At 73.3% G+C, this 18012-nt stretch carries 13 protein-coding genes; 8 read left to right on the top strand and 5 right to left on the bottom strand.

Features of this window, described 5'->3' with window-relative positions:
- Positions 1 to 31 precede the first annotated feature (31 nt).
- A complete protein-coding gene (locus AB0953_RS13060; protein ID WP_366859748.1) occupies positions 32 to 1660 on the bottom strand; it encodes a CocE/NonD family hydrolase in 1629 nt (542 codons plus the stop codon).
- A gap of 368 nt (positions 1661 to 2028) precedes the next feature.
- Between AB0953_RS13060 and AB0953_RS13065 the strand changes: the two genes are divergently transcribed.
- A complete protein-coding gene (locus AB0953_RS13065; RefSeq protein WP_366859518.1) occupies positions 2029 to 2427 on the top strand; it encodes a twin-arginine translocation signal domain-containing protein in 399 nt (132 codons plus the stop codon).
- A gap of 3 nt (positions 2428 to 2430) precedes the next feature.
- Here the strand turns inward: AB0953_RS13065 and AB0953_RS13070 are convergent, their stop codons facing one another.
- Together AB0953_RS13070 and AB0953_RS13075 are read right to left on the bottom strand one after the other, a co-directional pair.
- A complete protein-coding gene (locus tag AB0953_RS13070; RefSeq protein ID WP_366859519.1) occupies positions 2431 to 3777 on the bottom strand; it encodes an LCP family protein in 1347 nt (448 codons plus the stop codon).
- A gap of 68 nt (positions 3778 to 3845) precedes the next feature.
- Positions 3846 to 5492 (bottom strand): N,N-dimethylformamidase beta subunit family domain-containing protein, encoded by a 1647-nt coding sequence (locus AB0953_RS13075; RefSeq protein WP_366859520.1) that lies wholly within the window; start codon positions 5490 to 5492, stop codon positions 3846 to 3848.
- 230 nt (positions 5493 to 5722) lie between these two features.
- Between AB0953_RS13075 and AB0953_RS13080 the strand changes: the two genes are divergently transcribed.
- On the top strand, positions 5723 to 7177 hold the full coding sequence (locus tag AB0953_RS13080) for a M1 family metallopeptidase (protein ID WP_366859521.1): 1455 nt from the start codon (positions 5723 to 5725) through the stop codon (positions 7175 to 7177).
- Between the two features lie 17 nt (positions 7178 to 7194).
- On the opposite strand, the gene AB0953_RS13085 is transcribed toward AB0953_RS13080, so the two are convergent.
- On the bottom strand, positions 7195 to 7884 hold the full coding sequence (locus tag AB0953_RS13085) for a peptidoglycan recognition family protein (RefSeq protein ID WP_366859522.1): 690 nt from the start codon (positions 7882 to 7884) through the stop codon (positions 7195 to 7197).
- A gap of 177 nt (positions 7885 to 8061) precedes the next feature.
- On the opposite strand from AB0953_RS13085, the gene AB0953_RS13090 reads away from it, so the two are divergent.
- From AB0953_RS13090 to AB0953_RS13115, 6 genes are read left to right on the top strand one after another with little or no spacing between them, the layout of a single operon-like run.
- Positions 8062 to 9255 carry a DUF1343 domain-containing protein gene (locus tag AB0953_RS13090; RefSeq protein WP_366859523.1) on the top strand — a complete coding sequence of 398 codons (1194 nt, stop codon included), beginning with the start codon at positions 8062 to 8064 and terminating at the stop codon, positions 9253 to 9255.
- A gap of 47 nt (positions 9256 to 9302) precedes the next feature.
- Positions 9303 to 10283 (top strand): GNAT family N-acetyltransferase, encoded by a 981-nt coding sequence (locus AB0953_RS13095; RefSeq protein ID WP_366859524.1) that lies wholly within the window; start codon positions 9303 to 9305, stop codon positions 10281 to 10283.
- Positions 10280 to 11620, top strand: a complete 1341-nt coding sequence (locus AB0953_RS13100) for an ABC transporter substrate-binding protein (protein WP_366859525.1) — start codon at positions 10280 to 10282, stop codon at positions 11618 to 11620. The genes AB0953_RS13095 and AB0953_RS13100 overlap by 4 nt, the downstream gene beginning before the upstream one ends.
- A complete protein-coding gene (locus tag AB0953_RS13105) occupies positions 11614 to 12576 on the top strand; it encodes a sugar ABC transporter permease (RefSeq protein WP_366859526.1) in 963 nt (320 codons plus the stop codon). The genes AB0953_RS13100 and AB0953_RS13105 overlap by 7 nt, the downstream gene beginning before the upstream one ends.
- On the top strand, positions 12573 to 13442 hold the full coding sequence (locus AB0953_RS13110; protein ID WP_366859527.1) for a carbohydrate ABC transporter permease: 870 nt from the start codon (positions 12573 to 12575) through the stop codon (positions 13440 to 13442). The genes AB0953_RS13105 and AB0953_RS13110 overlap by 4 nt, the downstream gene beginning before the upstream one ends.
- Positions 13439 to 16243 carry an exo-beta-D-glucosaminidase gene (locus AB0953_RS13115; RefSeq protein WP_366859528.1) on the top strand — a complete coding sequence of 935 codons (2805 nt, stop codon included), beginning with the start codon at positions 13439 to 13441 and terminating at the stop codon, positions 16241 to 16243. The genes AB0953_RS13110 and AB0953_RS13115 overlap by 4 nt, the downstream gene beginning before the upstream one ends.
- A 4-nt stretch (positions 16244 to 16247) precedes the next feature.
- Here AB0953_RS13115 and AB0953_RS13120 read toward each other — a convergent pair whose 3' ends face one another.
- Positions 16248 to 17825 (bottom strand): serine/threonine protein kinase, encoded by a 1578-nt coding sequence (locus AB0953_RS13120; RefSeq protein WP_366859529.1) that lies wholly within the window; start codon positions 17823 to 17825, stop codon positions 16248 to 16250.
- Positions 17826 to 18012: the final 187 nt, after the last annotated feature.

Genomic DNA, 18012 nt, shown 5'->3' on the forward strand with positions numbered 1-18012 from the left:
GCGCCGGCGGGGCGGGGCGGCCGGTCGGCCGTCAGCCGGTTCCCGCAGAGCCGGAATCCGAGCCCGGCGCGGGCGTCGGGAGCAGGAGCGCGGAGTCCGCGTGGAGCGTGATGCGGACCGGCACGTGGTCCGTGGCGTCCACCGGGGACTCCCCGGTGCCGGGGTTGCGGGCGTAGCGAGGGTGGGCCCCTCCGCTGATCTGCCAGCGGATGCGGTGGCCGGCGGCGAAACGGTGGGCGGTCGAGCTCATCGGCACGGTGATCCGCGACGGCTCCTGCCTGTCGGTCCGAAGGCTCCCCAGCCCGTCGCAGATGTTGACGGAACGGCCCTGGGGGTCCACGTCGCACAGGCGGGTGAAGACGTCGGCGTGACCGGTGTCCGTGGAGATGCTCAGCCGCGCGGAAACCGGGCCCAGGACGTCCAGGGGCTCGGCCAGCGGCGGGCCGGTGAACGTCAGGACGTCGTCGCGTGCCTCCAAGGTGCTGTTGTCGCGCGGGCCGGCGGTGCGGGAGAGCAGCGGACCGCCGAGGGAGGGGGTGGGGTCGGCCGGGTCGTAGCGGAAGGCGGTCAGCGGTGCGGAGCCCGTGGGGGCCTGCCGGATGAGGTGTCCGCCGGGGGCGGGGTGCCAGGCGGTGGCGGCCGCGGCCGGCGGCCAGTCGGGAAGGTCCCGCCAGGCGCCTTCGCCGCCGATGTGCACGCGGACCCTCGTGGGCCGCCGGTCGCCGGGGTCGGCGTACAGGTGGGCGCGCAGCCAGGCGAGGCTTTCGGCGAACACCTCGGGCCAGCCCTGCTGGAGGGCGGAGGTGTGGGTCCAGGGGCCGACGAGCAGGGCGGTGTCGCATCCGGCCCGGCGCAGCCGGTCGTACTGCTCGAAGGTCTGGTCGGCCAGCACGTCGTGCCATCCGGTGATCAGGGCCGTGGGGACCGCGAGCCGGTCCGCCGACTCGGCCGTCGACGCACCGCGCCAGTGCGGATCATCGGCGTCCGGGTGGGCCAACACCTCGTCCAGCCAGGGAACTTCGCATCCCAGGGCGGATGCGTACGCCCCGCGCAGCGGCCGGGCGGTGGTCACCTCGCGAAGGCGGCGCTGCAGGCGCAGCGTCGCCCTGAGGAAGGGCGCCATGCCCTGGTGCTGGTACGTCATGCCTGCGCCGACGGCGAGGGCGTTCTCCAGGTGCAGGGCGCCGTTCGCGTGGAAGAGGGCGTGGGGGTCGTGCAGCCCCACTTGCACCACCATGGCCTTGAGTTCGGGCGGCGGGTCCAGGGCGAGGGCCCACTGCACGTATCCCAGGTAGCTGGGACCCACGGTGCCCAGTGTCCCGTTGAACCAGGGCTGCGTGCGCAGCCAGGCCACCGCGGCCCGGCCGTCGGCCGCCTCGTTGCGCCACAGGTGGAAGGCGCCGCCCGAGCCGCCTGTGCCTCGGCAGCTCTGCAGGACCACGTGGAAGCCCTGCTCGGCGAAGAGCAGGCCGTACATGGCGGACCAGGGCAGGCCCCGGCCGTAGGGCGAGCGCACCAGGAGGGTCGGGAAATCCCCCTCCGCGCGCGGGAAGTAGTGGTCGGTGATCAACGGGCTTCCGTCGGCGGCCGGTACCTCCAGCCCCGGCTCCCAACCGGCCTCGTGCCGTCGGGGCGGCAGGCGGCGCCAGGTCGCCCTCATCATCCGCGAGGACAGCGCGGGCTTCCGGGCAGGTGGGACCCAGGCCGATCCGGCGGTGGTTTCGGCGCGGGCCGCGCCCCGGTCCCCGGCGTCGGCACCGGCATAGGGCATGCGTGATGACATCGTTCCCCCTTCATCAATTACGTACACTGTACGTTATTGCTGGCGCGGCTCACCTCCTGCCGGTAGGCGAGCGGGACCGAGGGGGGCGAGCGGGCCGTCACTGGGGCGGTTGAAACCGCCGGCCGCCGCGGGTGTGCAGGAAGAAACCGCCCGATCCCCCGAGGGGCCGCTACGTTGGCCCGGCCGTCGCAGCGGTTCGCCGGCTCGCGACACCCCCATCCCCACCACGACCACGGAGGCACACCATGTCCGGGATATCGCGGCGCTCACTGCTCGGGTACTCGGGAACGGCAGCGGCAGGGGCGGCCCTGGCTTCCGGCGGGCCCGCCCTGGCGGCACAGGCGCCGGCCGGGGAGTCCGGCAAGGCCGGCACGACCCCGGCCACCGCGGCGCAGGGGACCCAGGCCGCACCCGCGTTTCCCCGCGGAACGCAGTTCAAGGGCACCGGGGTCGTCGCCGGAGTCGGCGGTGAACTGGTAATCACCTTCAGCGTCTCCGTCATGGACGCCCCGGCCTCCTACGACATCCCTCCCATCGAGCTCGCCGACGCCCTCAACAGGATCGCCCAGAACCACGGCTGGTCCGCGATCACCTTCTACGGCACCCCCGCACCGGCACCCCTCACCCCCGGGTCAGCGGCGTAGCGCTCAGGGAGCGGAGGCGGGTGCCCCGGCGGGGGTCGGCGGGTGGCCTTCGCCGACGCAGCCGAGGTGGTCTCCGGTCACCGGGGCCCCCTCGGCGACGTTGCGGTCGTAGGTGACCTTCCGGACGCCGACCGGGGCCGTGCCGACGAGGACGTCGAAGACGGCGTCGTGCTGGGCGACGACCTCCTTCCGCGCGCCCGGCAAGGCCATGGCGAGCGTGGCGGCGTCGTCCTCCCGGCCGGGGGCGTAGCGGATGACGGGCGGCCCCGAGTGGCGTACGGCAGGCGCCGCGGCGGAGGTGTCGGTGACGGCGAACCGGGCCGCGCGCAGGGCCGCGGCCACCGCGGCGTGGTCGACGCGGACCTTGACGCCGGCGGGGTTGGTGGGAACGAGGTCGGCGGGCCGGGGCTGGACGCGGGTGTCGCCCGTGAAGGGCCGGTCCGCGGCGAGCGCGGCCCACAGGGCCCGCGAGCGGTCCTCGTGCCAGATCAGGGTGGAGCCGACACCGGTGACCCGGTGGTCGAAGTCCGTGATGGGGACGGTCGCGAACTCGGTCCGGGACGGATCCATGCGGCCCAGTTTCCATCCGATGCGGACGACGTCCCAGAGGCCGGTGCGGTCGTCGGTGCGGACGGACGCGAGCAGCTTCCGGGCCGTGGCCAAGGTGGCGGCCGGACCGGCGAGGGCTCCCTCGGCCCGCAGTTTGGCCAGCAGGTCGGAGACCATGCGCTGCTGCCGCCGCACCCGGCCGAGGTCTCCCGGGCGGTTGATGTGCCGGGCGCGGACGTACTGGAGGGTGCCGCGGCCGTCGGTGTGGTGGACGCCTGCGGTGATGTCGAGGCCGGAGTTCACGTCCTGGAGCGGTTTGTCGGTGCACACGACAGCGCCGCCGAGCCCGTTGATCGCCTGCTCGAAGCCGGTGAACCCGGTTTCGAGGTAGTGGTCGACGTGCAGTCCGGTGGCCTTTTCGACGGTGGCGACGGCCAGCGGGCCGCGCCCGAGGGCGTAGGCGCCGTTGATCTTGCCTTTGCGGGCGGGTTGCGTGGTCTCGGCGTATTCCACGTAGGAGTCGCGGGGCAGGGAGACGATGCTTGCACGGCGCTCGTCCTCGGAGAGGTGCACCAGCATCATCACGTCGGTGCAGTTGCAACCCTTGCCTCCGACGCTGAGCCGCCGCTTCTCGGCAGCGGAGAGGCCTTCGCGGCTGTCGATCCCGACGATGAGCCAGTTCGTGCCGTGGCGGCCGGCAGTCGGCGCCGCCGGGTCGTCGGCCGACACGGCTCCGGCGGCGGGCAGCGAGCCCAGCACCAGGGTGGACGCCAGGGCCAGCGTGAGGGTCAGCCGTCGCACGACACACTCCCAAAGCGGATTTACAAGTTGATTCCCGACATTAAGGTACGAAGGGATGGAAGTGCCGGTCACACGCCGCCGGTCGCCGCCGGGGCTCCGGGGTAATAGGCCGTCAGATTGTCCTCGGCGGGCCGCACCAAGCCCGCCGGGCCTCGGGCGAAGGCGCGCAGCAGGTTCTCGGTGACCCTCCTGGTGAAGGCCCCCGCGCCGGCGTCCAGGCCGTGGTTTCCCTTGCCGCCGGGGCCGGTGGCATCCAGCGCCTCCACCCACCTCATCGTGCCGGTCGCGAAGACGCCCGCCCCCGAGGGCAGCGTCGTGTAGGCCGAATCGGCATGGGCCCGGCGCTTCTTGCACACCACGGGCGAGTGGGCGATCACCTGGATCGGGCGGGGGGTGGGATAACCCGTCTTCACCTGGTCGTACTCGACACCCACCAGGTGCGGGAAGGACTGCCCGCGGCGCACGCCGGTCCCGGCCAGCAGCCAGTGGTCGGGCTCCGACACCACGTAGGGCGCGTCCACCGGATAGCCGTCGTAGATCACCCCGAGCAGTGCGCTCTCCGGATCGGACAACGGGGCGCGCCGGAAGTCGTTGGTGGGCGGCAGCCCGGCCCGGTACCCGGGGTCGTCGGCGTAGTCCTCCTTGAAGCACACCACCGTCCGGTCCGCGCCCAGGGCCGAGGCCTCGAGCCGGATGCGCCGGTAGCAGCAGTTCGCCCCCAGCACCGCCAGGTTGGTGCCGGCGTCGCGGGCCCGGGTGACGTGCAGCCGCTGCTCCGGGCTCCAGTACTCGTCGTGCCCGAGGGACACCACGCCCACCGCCCCGCACAGCAGGGCGGGGTCACGCGCCACGTCCACGCCGGTCACGTAGGCCAGGGGCAGCCCCATCCGCTCGGCCAGGGCGAGCAGCGGTGCCTCGTAGAGCAGGAACTGCCCCGCGCCCCGGCCGCTCTGGTACGGGCGGTCGAAGGAGACCGCCAGGGACCGCGAGGCCTTCTTGCCCGTCGCCCCCTTGTACAGGTCCGCGCCGCCCCAGCGGTTGTACGCCTGCCAGGTGGCGACGGAGTTGACCACCACGAGGCGGCCCGCGGTGGAGCAGGACCGGACGGTCACCGGCACGTACCGCTGGGCCCTGCCGTCGGCGGTGTCCAGCCGCAGCAGGTAGCAGCCCTCCGGCCAGCCCGTGGTGTCCAACCGCACCGAGGGCCGCCAGTCGGTGGTGACCATGCGCGTGGCCGGAACGACGCGGGCCGCTGCCTGGCGAACCCCCGGCAGCGGGCCGGAGCGCCACACGAGCCTGCCGCGTACTCCTGCGTACCAGCCCATCCGGTAGGCCGAGACGGTGAACGCCTCGGCGGTGGTCGACACGTGCAGGTCGAGCGGCTCCCCCGGCAGGACGCTGACCCGGCTCGCAAAGCCCTCGACCGCCCGGGCGGAACCGGTGCGGGTGATGCGCCAGTCGGCGTGCCCGGAGCGGGAGTTCTCCGCGGCCACGTCCAGCCCGCCGGCCGCCTTCGGCGCCGCGCGCGCCCCGGAGTCCCGGCCGCGCGCCGCCTCCGCCGCCGCCGATGCCGGTCCGGCGCCGAGGAGCCCGCACCCGGCGAGGCAGGCCGCGGCCATCCCGAGGACGTGTCTGCGCTCGGGTCCGCCCGCAGCGGCCTGCGTGCCTCCCCCCGCCTGCCCCGCGGAGCCGCTCCGCTGCCGTCCGCTTCCCATGCCCACCGCCTCCGCCGACACGCCGCCTCGTGCTGTCTGTCTTCTAGGCGACGGCGCACCCGCCGGCCCGTTCGGCCACGCCCCCGGCCGTACGGCCCACCCGAAAGCAGCAAGCGCCCGCGGTGCGGGGCCCGCCGTCCCCGCGCGCGGCGGCCTTCACGCGGCGGCATCCGGGTCGTCCGCGGCGTGGCGAGGCCGGGGCGGCGGGGCGCTGAGTCATGATCGGCCGGGTGAAGACCTACGGACGTCCGGCCGCCTTCGCGGTTGCGGGACTGCTCGCCGCGCTCCCCGCGTGCTCGCAGTCCGGCGGCGCCGGCGCGGCTGCCCCCACCGGCGCGGACACGGCGCGGACAGGGGTCGCCGGCCCGGCGTTCCGGGGCGGACACCCTGCCGCGGCGGGCGCGGGCGACCCGTACTTCCCGGAGCTCGGCAACGGCGGCTACGACGTCACCCACTACGGCCTGACCCTGGACTACGACCCCGGCAGCGGCCGCCTGGAGGGCACCGCGGAGATCACCGCGAAGGCGACCGAGCACCTGAGCGCCTTCAACCTCGACCTGCTGGGCCTGAAAGTCCTGAGCGCCACGGTCGACGGCCGCACGGCCGGGTTCCGGCAGGACGGGCAGGAGCTGACCCTCCTGCCGCACGACCACCTGAGGAAGGGCAGCACCTTCCGCAGCGTGGTGCGGTACGCGGGCACGCCGGAGGCCGTCACCCACGACCACGGGTGGCGCGAAGGCTGGCTGAGGACGGACAACGGAGCGGTCGCCTTCGGCGAGCCGACGGGCTCGATGTCCTGGTTCCCGGGCAACCACCACCCCTCGGACAAGGCTTCCTACGACATCACCGTCACGGTCCCCAAGGGAGTCCAGGCCGTCTCCAACGGCCGGCTGCTCGAACAGCGCACCAGCGGAGACCGCACCACCTTCCACTGGAACCAGGCCGAGCCCATGGCCAGCTACGCGGCGACCGTGGCCATCGGCAGCTACGACATCAAGACCTCGCGCACCCGGTCGGGCATCCCCGTCGTCTCGGCGGTGGACACGACCGCGGGGGTGGACGAGGACGGAGCGGTCCTCGGCCGGTTCCCCGAGATCATGCAATGGGCCGAGGAGCGGTTCGGCCCCTACCCCTTCTCCGCGGCCGGGCTGATCGTCGACCAGGCGGCCGACGTGCCCTACGCGTTGGAGACCCAGACCAGGCCCACCATCCCGGCCGCCATCTTCCACACCACCAACGTGGTGCACGAACTGGCCCACCAGTGGTTCGGCGACTCCGTCACCCCGCGCACCTGGCGGGACATGTGGCTCAACGAGGGCTTCGCGACGTACGCCGAGTGGCTGTGGACCGAGGACCACGGCGGGGCCACCGCCCAGGAGCACTTCGACCGCAACCACGCCAAGGCCGCGGACGACGACGAGTGGGACTTCCCGCCCGCCCAGCCGCCGACCGCGGCGGACATCTCCCGCCAGCCGGTGTACGTGCGCGGCGCGATGGTGATCCACAAGATCCGCCGGGCCGTGGGCGACGACGCCTTCGACGCCCTGGTGCGGGGCTGGACCCTGCGCCACCGCCACGGCTACGCCTCGACGGAGGAGTTCACCGCCTACGCGCAGTCCCAGACCGGCCGCGACCTCGGTCCGATCTGGAACTCCTGGCTCTACGGCGACGGCAAACCCGCATGACCGGGGCCGAGGCGGTGTCAGGTCTTCATGCGCCGGCGGGCGCTCTCGACGAGCTTCATGTACTTGTCCCAGTTCCACACGGGTCCCGGGTCCTCGTGCGAGGCCTGCGGGACCTCGACGTGGCCGATGATGTGGTCCCGGTCGATGGGCACGTCGTACTTGGCGCAGATCGTGGCCGTGAGCACGGCAGACGCCTCGTACATCTTGTCGGAGTAGACCGGCTGGTCGATCCACCCCTCGTGTTCGATGCCGATGCTGCGGTGGTTGTACCAGACGCTGCCGGAGTGCCAGGCGACGTCGCGCTCGCGCACGCACTGGGCGATCCGCGTGCCGGTCGAGCTGATCACGTAATGCGCGGACACCTTCTCGCTGGGGTCCTGGAACATGCGCAGCATGCGCGGCAGGACGTCCGTCGTCAGGTGGATGACGACGTAGTCGATGGGATAGTCCTCGGGGCGGTCGGCCGACAGGTAGTTCTCGTCGCAGGCCTCGACCCAGACGGCGGGGGCGTAGTCCACCGTGGTGTCCCGCCGCTGCCGGGCGGCCGGCGCGGCGGCGGGGCCCGCCGTGCGCACGGGACGCGCCGGACCGGCCTCCTTCCCCCCGGGCCCCACCAGCTGGGACAGCCCGGCAGCGGCCAGAGCCGTACCCGCCGCTCCGGCAGCGCCCCACAACAGCCGTCGTCGGCTGAGCGGGCTCTCTTCCATGACCACTCCTCACGCAGTCGGGCGCACAACGGACGGCACACCGCGAAACCTGACATCCCGAAACATTCGCGGTGTATCCGGCAAACTGATCCTTCACCAGCGCCCAGACCCCAGCAAGCCGACCCCCACCCCCAGCACCACCAAACAGCCCACACCCCCGGGCAGACGGGGCACAGGATGAGCACGCACGACCGCGCCGCGGTGACGACCGGGATCGCACGACTGCACGCGTCGCCGGCCCTCGCCGGGCCCGGCCGCCTGGGGCTGGTGACCAACCACACCGGTGTCCTGCCCGACCTGCGCCCGGCCGCGCCCGCCCTGCTCGAGGCCGGCGCGCGGCTGGTCGCCCTGTTCGGCCCCGAGCACGGGCTGTACGGGACGGGCCAGGCCGGCGAGAGCGAGGCATCCCGTACGGACCCGGCCACCGGTCTGCCGGTCCACGACACCTACCGGTGCACCGGTGAACTCCTCGACAAACTGCTGCTCGACAGCGGTGTCGACGCCCTGGTGTACGACCTGCAGGACATCGGGGCCAGGTTCTACACCTACGTGTGGACCATGTGCGACCTGATGGTCTCGGCAGCCCGCACGGGCGTGCGGTTCGTGGTCGCCGACCGGCCCAACCCCCTCGGGGGACTCGTCAGCGAGGGCCCGCTGCTCGACCCGGCGTGGGCCAGTTTCGTCGGGCGCGCCGCAGTGCCGGTCCGGCACGGGCTCACCTGCGGGGAGCTCGCGCGGTACCTCAACGCCTCGGTCGTCCCCCGGGCGGCGGGGTGCCCGGCGGAGCTCGAGGTGATCGAGGCCGCCGGATGGCGGCGCGCCATGGACGCGGAGGCGACCGCCCTGCCCTGGGTGGCGCCCTCGCCGAACATCCCGACGCCCGCCACGGCCACCGTCTACCCGGGCACCTGCCTGTTCGAGGGCACGAACCTCTCGGAGGGCCGGGGCACGACGCAGCCCTTCGAGATCGTCGGGGCCCCGTACGTCGACGCTCGGTTCGCGCCCGCCCTCGCCGAACTGGACCTGCCCGGGGTGCGCTTCCGCGAGCTGCGGTTCGTCCCGACGTTCCACAAGCACACCGGGCAGCTGCTGCGCGGGGTCCAGCTCCACGTCACCGACCGCGAGTCCTTCGCCCCGGTGCGCACCGCCGTGGCGATGCTCGGCACGCTGCGCCGGCTGTACCCGGACCGCTTCGCGTGGCGCGCCGACGGCGAGGGCGGGGGGAGCGACCGGCGCCCCTTCATCGACCTGCTCTGGGGGTCCGACCGGCTGCGGCGCACCGTCGACGCGGGGGACGACCCGCTGCCGCTGTGCGATCCGCCGGCGCCGCCCGGCCGGTGGGCCGGCGGCGACGTGCTGCTCTACCCCTGAGACCGGCTGCCGCACCGGCGCCTGCGTACGGAAGGACCACCCCGCCGATGACCGATCGGACGACGACATCCCGGGCCGACATCCGCGGCTTCCGGGCGGGCGACGGACCGCAGGTGGTGGAGGTGTGGCGGCGCAGTGCGCCCGCCGACTCCATCACCGCGGACCGCTTCCGCTCGCTGGTGCTGCTCGACGCCAACTTCGATCCGGAGGGCCTGCGGGTCGCCGTCGCGGGCGGGCGTGTCGTCGGTGCGGCCTACGCGGTGCACCGTCTGACCCCGATGTCCGGCACCGACCTGGAGCCGGAGCAGGGCTGGATCCCGTTCTTCTTCGTCGACCCGGCGGCCCGCGGCCGCGGCCTCGGCCGCCGGCTGCTGACCGACGCCCTGGACTGGCTGCACCGCCGCGGCCGCACCCGGGTGGACTTCTCCTCGTACACCCCGAACTACGTCCTTCCCGGCCTGGACGTCGAGGCGTACCCGGAAGCGGCCCGGCTGCTCGGATCGCTGGGCTTTCGCACCCTGTACGAGGCGGCCGCGATGGACCGGGGCCTGGTCGGCTACCGCTTCCCCGAGGACGTGGCGCGCCGGGTGGAGGAGCTGACGGCGCAGGGCTACCGGTTCGCCACCCCCTCCGACGACGATCTGGTGGACCTCTTCGCGCTCGCCGGGAACCACTTCGGTCCGGACTGGGCGTGCACCATCCGGTCCTGTCTGGCCGCGGGCACGCCGCCGGACCGGATCGTCGTCGCCCGGGACCCGGCGCAGCGCATGGTCGGCTGGGCGATGCACGGCGCGTTCGACGCGGTGGACGAGCGGTTCGGCCCGATCGGCGTGCTGGAGGAGATGCGCGGCACCGGACTCGGGGAGGTGCTCCTGCACCTGGTCCTGGAGAGGATGCGGGCCCGCCGCGCGCACTCCGCGTGGTTCCTGTGGACGGGCGCACAGTCGCCGGCGGGCCACATGTACCGCAAGACCGGCTTCACCACGACCCGCGTGTTCCACGTGATGCGCCGGGAGGCCGCTCGATGACGCCGGCGCGCAGCACCGGCGGCGTCAGCCGCCGCCGCTTCGCGTTCGCGCTGCCGCCGGTGCTGCTCGCCGCCGGATGCTCCGCACCGCACCGGGGAACCGGGCGGCCCGGCGATCCGATCGTCCTCACCCTGCTCTCGCACTACGCCAGCGGGGTGCTCAAGGCGGCCCTGCAGCGCCCGGTCGACGAGTGGAACGCCACCCACGACCGGGTGAAGGTACGCACCGAGGCGGTCGAGTTCACGGACCTGCTGACCACCTTCATGGTCCGGCAGGCCGCAGGGCAGGGCGCCGACATCCTCCACCCGTACTGCCTGTGGAACGGCCAACTGGTCCAGGCGGGAGTCCTCCGGCCCGCTCCGCCCGAGCACGCCGAGGAGATCGTGCGCGGCTACGGCAGGGCCGCGGTCGACGCCGTGTCGGTGGGGGGCCGGGTCCACGGGTACCCGACCGAGGTGCAGACGTACGCCCTCTACTACAACAAGCGGCTGCTGCGCGAAGCCGGCGTCCACGGTCCGCCGCGCACCTGGCGGGAGCTGGAGGAGACCGCCTACCGCACCGCCAGGCGCGACCGGTACGGCAACACGCTGGTGCAGGGCTTCGGGCTGTCGACGGCCGACGACTCCACCACCGTCGGCCAGACGCTCGCCCTGCTCCACGCCGCCGGCGGCACGTTCGTCTCCCGGGACGGCAGGAGCACCGCCATCGACTCGCCGGCCGGGCGGGCCGTGCTGGATCTGGAGCACCGCCTGGTCTCCGCAGGTGCGAGCGCCCCCGGCATCAACGTCTACCAGGCGTTCCGGTCCGGGCAGGTCGCCATGGTGGTCAGCGCCGGCTGGTGGACCGGGAGCCTGAAGGAGCTGATGGGCAAGGACTACCGCGACGTCGGCGTGGCGCCGCTGCCGCTTCCCGAGGCGGGCGGCAAGCGCGCCACGCTCTCCACCGGCTTCATGCTGGGGGTCAACGCGGCCAGCAGGAACCCGGGGGCGGCGTGGGAGTTCCTGCGCTGGCTCAACACCGAGAAGGTGGACGTCAAGGGCGCCGCGGGGGGCGGGAGGGCGACCCGGATGAGCTCGCTGCAGGTGTCGGTGGGTTCCCTGACCGGCCGCTCGGACGACATGCGCACGCTCCTGGGCGCGCACGGCGACGCGAACCTGCAGCCCTTCCTGGACGCGCTGGGGTACTCGGTGCCGGAGCCGAACGCACCCGGCGCGCAACAGGCCAAGTCACTGCTGCGCAGGAACATCGAGGCGCTGTGGACCGGCCAGCAGTCGGTCGACCAGGCCTTGCGCACCACTCGCCGCCAGGTCGACCGGGAGATGTCGCGCTCATGGTGAACACCCTGACGCCGACGACGGCCGAGCCGGCGGCGCCCGCCGCGCCCTCCGCCGGGCCGGCCGTCGACGGCCGCGCCCGGACCCGGCGCCGCCAGGTCGTCGTCGCCTACCTCTTCCTGGCGCCGACGCTGCTGTTCTTCGCCGTCTTCCTGATCCTGCCGCTCGGCTTCGCGCTGCTGCTGTCGACGTCCCGCTGGGCGGGCTTCGACCTCGGGGACATCCAGCCGGTCGGCACGGCCAACTTCAGGGACCTGTTCGCGGACGGATCGACGTTCCTGGCGCCGATCCTCACCAACACGCTGCTGTTCGCCCTGGGGACCGTGGTCCTCGCGCTCGCCGGCTCGGTGGTCGTCGCCACCTGCATCGACAACCTGCGGTTCCAGGGCCTGTGGCGCACCCTGTACTTCCTGCCGATCGTGACGACCGTCGTCGCCGTCGGCAACGTGTGGAAGTACATGTACGAGCCGGGCGGCCTCGTCAACGGCGTCCTCAACGCCCTCGGGCTCGGCTCGGTGGCCTTCCTCCAGGATCCCGCGACCGCACTGCCGGCGGTCGTGGTCGTCCAGGCCTGGGCCTCGGTCGGCTCGGCGATCCTGGTGCTGACCGCGGGGCTGAAGTCGATCCCGGAGTCGTACTACGAGGCGGCAGCGCTCGACGGCGCCGGGCCGGTCACCGTCTTCCGGAAGATCACGCTGCCGCTGCTGCGGCCGTCCCTGCTGCTCGTGTGCATCACCCAGCTCATCAGCGGTCTGCAGTCCTTCGCGCTGATCATCGTGATGACCAAGGGAGGGCCGGGCGGCGCGACCGACGTGGCTGCCCTGGAGATGTACCGCCAGGCCTTCTCCTACGGCCGGTGGGGCCCTGCGAGCGCCGCCGCGTTCGTGCTGTTCACGGTCGTCCTCGGGGTCACCCTGGTGCAGTTGTGGATCTTCCGGCGCAAGGGGGAGGACGCATGATCCGCCGCCGCTTCCCGTGGTTCTCGTACCTGGTGGTCGTGACCGGCGCCGTGCTCACGGTGGTGCCGTTCCTCGACATGGTGATGACGTCGTTCAAGGGGGCCGGGGAGGCGGGCACGCTGCCGTACCGGTTCCTGCCGCAGGCGTTCGACCTGTCGAACTACCGGGCGGCGGTGGACCAGCTGGATCTGCCGGTGCTCTTCCGCAACAGCGTCATCGCCACTGCCGTGATCACCGGGTCGGTGCTGCTGACGTCGTCGCTCGCCGGCTACGCCCTCGCCAAACTCCGTTTTCCCGGGCGGCAGGTCATCTTCCGTCTGGTGCTGTCGACGATGATGTTCCCCCCGTTCCTCTTCTTCATCCCGCACTTCCTGATCCTGGTGCACTGGCCGCTGGCGGGCGGCAACGACCTGTTCGGACGCGGCGGCGCAGGCCTGACCGTCAGCATCGCGGCGCTCGCCGTGCCGTTCCTCGTCAACGGATTCGGGATCTTCCTGATGCGCCAGTTCATGGTCTCGATCCCGGACGAGGTCCTGGAGGCCGCGCGCATCGACGGGGCCGGCGAGTTCGCCGTGTGGTGGCGGATCGTCGTGCCGCAGACCAGGCCGGTCGTGCTGACGCTCGGCCTGCTGACCTTCGTCAGCGCCTGGAACGAGTACATCTGGGCGCTGCTCGTCTCGACCGCCAACCCGGCTGTGATGACCCTGCCCGTCGGCATCCAGCTCCTGCAGGACTACGTGGATCCCACCCGCACGATGCCGATCGTCATGGCCGGTCTCGTCCTGAGCGTCCTGCCGGTCCTGCTCCTCTTCCTGCTGCTGCAGAAGCACTACATCCGCGGCGTGATGCTGAGCGGCCTCAAATGAGGGGACTGCCGGGGTCCCCGGTCCCGTCCGTCCCGCCCGGCGGCCGCCCGTGGCACCGCCGGGCCGGGGGGTCCGGCCGGTTACGCGCCGCCGCGCCCGCCGGCCTGCTGGTCTGCCCGCTCGTCTTCCTGTTCGTCTTCCTGCTCGTCCTCCTGGCTCCCGCTCCCGCCCCGGCCGGCTCTTCCGGCCGGGCGGCTCCCGCTCCGGCGGCCACCGCCGCGGACGACAGCGGCACACCGCTCACCGGGTTCATGATCCAGTCGACCGCCCGGGTGACGGACGCGGCGGCCGAGGTGTCCAGCCCCGGCTATCCGACGACCGGCTGGTACCGGGCCGGGCCGCGCTCCACCGTCCTCGCGGCCCTGCTGGCGGCCGGCGTCCACCCCGACCCGTTCCGCTCGACCCGGCAGAAGCTGATCCCCCGCGCCGACTTCGCGGTCCCCTGGTGGTACCGGTCCGACTTCACGGCCGGCGGCCGGGGCACCCGTACGCATCTGGACGTCAGCGGGGTGACCTCGGCCGCCGACGTCTTCGTCAACGGCCGTCGGATCGCCACGTCCGACGAGGTCGCGGGGACCTACACCCGGCACGAGTTCGACATCACCGCCCTGATCAGGCCCGGCGCCAACACGGTCGCCTTCCGGGTCCAGCCCAACGACCCGCGCAAGCACCTGACCACGGGCTGGCTGGACTGGCTGCAGGCGCCGCCGGACGCGAACATGGGCATCGTCCGCGACGTCGTGGTCCGCCGCAGCGGCGCGGTGGCCCTGCGGGACGCCCACGTCGTCACCCGCCTGGCCCTGCCCGCGCTGGCCTCCGCCGATCTGACCGTCAAGGCCCTCCTGCGCAACGACTCGTCCGACACCGTCACGGCGCTGCTCGCCGGCACCGCCGGACCTGCGGCCTTCAGCCGGCGGGTGACGCTGGCCCCCGGGGAGAGCCGGACCGTGGTCTTCTCCCCCGCCGACCACCCCGGGCTGCACCTGCCCTCGCCGCGCGTATGGTGGCCGGCCGGAACGGGCGGGCAGCCGCTGTACGACCTCGACCTGCGCGTGACGGTCGACGGTGTCGCCTCCGACACCGCCCACACCGCCTTCGGGATCCGCGCCGTACAGGCACCGGTCCATGCCGACGGCGCCCGCCGGTACCGGATCAACGGCCGCCCGCTGCTGGTCAAGGGCGCGGCCTGGTCCCCCGACGAGTTCCTGCGCTGGGACCCCGGGTACGCCGAGGACCGCATGCGGTACGTGCGCGACCTGGGCCTGAACACGCTGCGTCTGGAGGGCCACCTCGAGCCCGACGAGTTCTTCGACCTCGCGGACCGGTACGGGATCCTCGTGCTTCCGGGGTGGGAATGCTGCGACAAGTGGGAAGGGGAGGTCAACCCGGCCGAGTCCGGGGAGCGGTGGGACGCCGCCGACCACGCGGTCGCCCGGGCGTCGATGGCCGCCGAAGCGGCCCGGCTGCGCGACCACCCCAGCGTGATCTCGTTCCTGATCGGCAGCGACGCGGCGCCCGATGCCGAGATCGAGGCGGAGTACCTCGAGGCACTGCGGGCCGCCGACTGGAACCTGCCCGTGGTCCCTTCCGCGTCCGGGGAGCCGGCACCCCTCACCGGCCCCTCCGGGATGCGGATGACCGGCCCGTACGACTGGGTTCCGCCCGGCTACTGGTACGACAAGCGCGAGGGGGGAGCCACCGGCTTCAACTCCGAGACCAGCGCCGGTCCGAGCATCCCGACCCTCGACACGCTGCGGCGGATGCTGACGGCGCAGGAGCTGGAGAGCCTGTGGAGGCAACCGTCCGCCGAGCAGTACCACCGCTCCCCCTCGGCCGCGTTCTCGACGCTCGCGCTGTCCAACGCGGCGCTCGCCGGACGTTACGGAGCCCCGGCCGACCTCGGCGACTACGTGCGCAAGGCCCAGCTCGCCCAGTACGAGAACGTCCGCGCGCAGTTCGAGGCGTACTCCCGCAACGCCGGGGACGCCACCGCCCCCGCGACCGGCGTCGTCCACTGGATGCTCAACAGCGGCTGGACCTCGCTGCACTGGCAGCTCATCGACCGCTACCTCGACCAGAACGGGGCCTACTTCGGCGCGAAGAAGGCCAACGAACCGCTCCACATCCAGTACGGCTACGACAACCGCACGGTCAGCGTGGTCAACAACCGCATGACCGCCGTCTCGGGGTTGAACGCCCGGGCGACGCTCTTCACCACCGACGGGACCCGGGCGTACGACCGCACGGTGACCGGTGTCGGTGTCGGGGCCCGCCAGGTGACGACCACCTCGCTGACCCTCCCGGCGACGGTGCCCGGCCTGACGGGGACGTACCTGGCCCGGCTGCTGCTCACCGACTCCGCCGGCCGGGAGGTGAGCCGCAACGTCTACTGGCTGTCCACGCGCGACGACGTCCTCGACTACGCCCGCACCGACTGGTACCACACCCCGACCACCGCCTACGCCGACCTGACGGGCCTGAACGCCATGCCGCAGGTGGCCCTGCGGGTGACGGCCGCCACGACGCAGGACGCCCCGGCCGGGAACGCGACGACGACCGTGACCCTCCGCCACCCGGGCGGCACCGACGCCCCGGCCCTGTTCACCGACGTGGACCTGCTGTCCGCGGACGGGACGGCCCCCCTGCTGCCCGTCCGGTGGGACGACAACCAGATCAGCCTGTGGCCGGGTGAATCCGCCACCGTGAAGGCCACCTACAGGAGGACGGCCGGTTCGCACGCCTCCCCCCGCGTACGCGTCGCCGGCTGGAACGTCCGGTCCGTCACCCTCCCGTCCGGCTGAGAGCTCAGAGCCGCCAGAGCTGGCCGGTGTAGTTCCCGCAGGGGTTGAGGACCAGGGCGAGGTCGACCGCCGGGGGCCCCGCCGTGTCCAGGCACAGGCCGCTCGCGGGGTTGACGAACCTGCTGCCGTCGGCGTCGTAGCGCCACTGCTGGCCGGTGTAGGAGCCGCAGGGGTTGAGCACGGCCGCGACGCCGGCGGCCGGCTGCCCGTTCGTGTCGAGGCACAGGCCGCTGGGTGTGTTCGCGAGGTGCCCGCTCGTGCGGTCGTGGTGCCAGATCTGCCCGCTGAAGAACCCGCACGTGCGGAGCACCACGTCGAGCCCGGGGCGTTGCGGGCCGTTGGTGTCGATGCACAGTCCGCTGTGGGTGTTGGTGATCGAGCCCTGGACCGCGGTCGGTGCCGGCGTCGGTGGAGGGGCCTGGTTCGCCCCCGGCGGGGACGGCGCCGTCGTCGTCGGGGAGGCCGCCGAGGGGGGTCCCGGTTCGGCGCCGGCGGGGGGTGCTGATCTCGTCGGGGGCGAGGTGGGGGCCGTGCTCGCCGGCCGGCCCGGAGTCACGGTCGCACCGGCGGCCCCGGAGGCCGTCGAGCGTCCGTGGCCGTCCAGCGCCGCCCAGAGGACGCCCGCGGTCGAGAGCACGAGCACCACCGCCGCCGCGGCGGCCGCCTGGGTGGCGCGCTGCCTCAGCCGTGACGCCGGCGGTCCGTCCTTGACGGGCATCTGCCACGCCGTGGCGAGCACGGTGCCCACGGCGTCGAGGTCGGTGGCCGTTCCCGGGTGCGGGGCGCCGGCCAGTTCGCGGAGCAGGTGGCCCGGATCGGGCCGCCGCTCGGGTGATTTGGCCAGGGCCGACGTCAGCAGTGGCTTCAGACGGGCGGGCACCCCGTCGAGATCGGGTTCGTCGTGCAGCACCCGGTAGAGCACCGCTTCGGACGGTCCGGTGCCGAAGGGCGGCCGGCCGGTGGTGGCGTAGGCGACGGTCATCGCCCAGGCGAACACGTCGGCCGGGGGTCCGGCCTGTCCGCGGACCTGTTCCGGGGCCATGTAGCCCACGGTGCCGACGGCGACGCCGGTGCGGGTCAGCGCCGTCCCGTCGGCGGCCTGCGCGATACCGAAGTCGATGACCTTCGGGCCGTCGCCCGACAGCAGGACGTTGCCGGGCTTGAGATCGCGGTGCACGATCCCCGCCCGGTGGATCGCCACGAGCGCCTCGGCGAGCCCGAAGGCGAAGCCGTGCGCCATGTCGCCGCGCAGCGGTCCGTGCCGGCCGACGTGCTCCGCCAGGGTCGGGCCCTGGACGTACTCCATGACGACGAACGGGGTGCTCGCCTCGACGTCGACCGCCAACACGGCCACCGTGCAGGCACCTTGGAGGCGCAGCAGCGCCGCCGCCTCACGGCGGAAGCGCGCCCGGAACTCGGAGTCGGCGGCGAGTTCCTCGCGGAGCCGCTTGAGGGCCACCAGGCGGCCGTCCGTTCCCCGTGCCAGGTAGACGACCCCCATGCCCCCTGCGCCCAGCCGGCCGACGAGCGTGAACCCGCCGATCCGCTCCGGGTCCCCCGCGCGCAGCCCACTCACACTCACCTGGCTCCTCCTGAGAAGTAGCGTGGTCGCGGACCGCGGGCGCCCGCCGGGCCCTTCGGCCCGCCGTGCTTCCCCCCCTCGATCCGGCTCAGGAGCAGAATGCCAGTCCGCCGACCGGGCTGTGTACACGGTTCAGCGGGGCCGGTGCCGAGCGGTGGCCCCGGAGCGCCGGCGCCGTTGTCAGTGG

The organism is Streptomyces sp. NPDC046866, from assembly GCF_040704625.1.
In the GTDB taxonomy this organism is placed as follows: domain Bacteria; phylum Actinomycetota; class Actinomycetes; order Streptomycetales; family Streptomycetaceae; genus Streptomyces.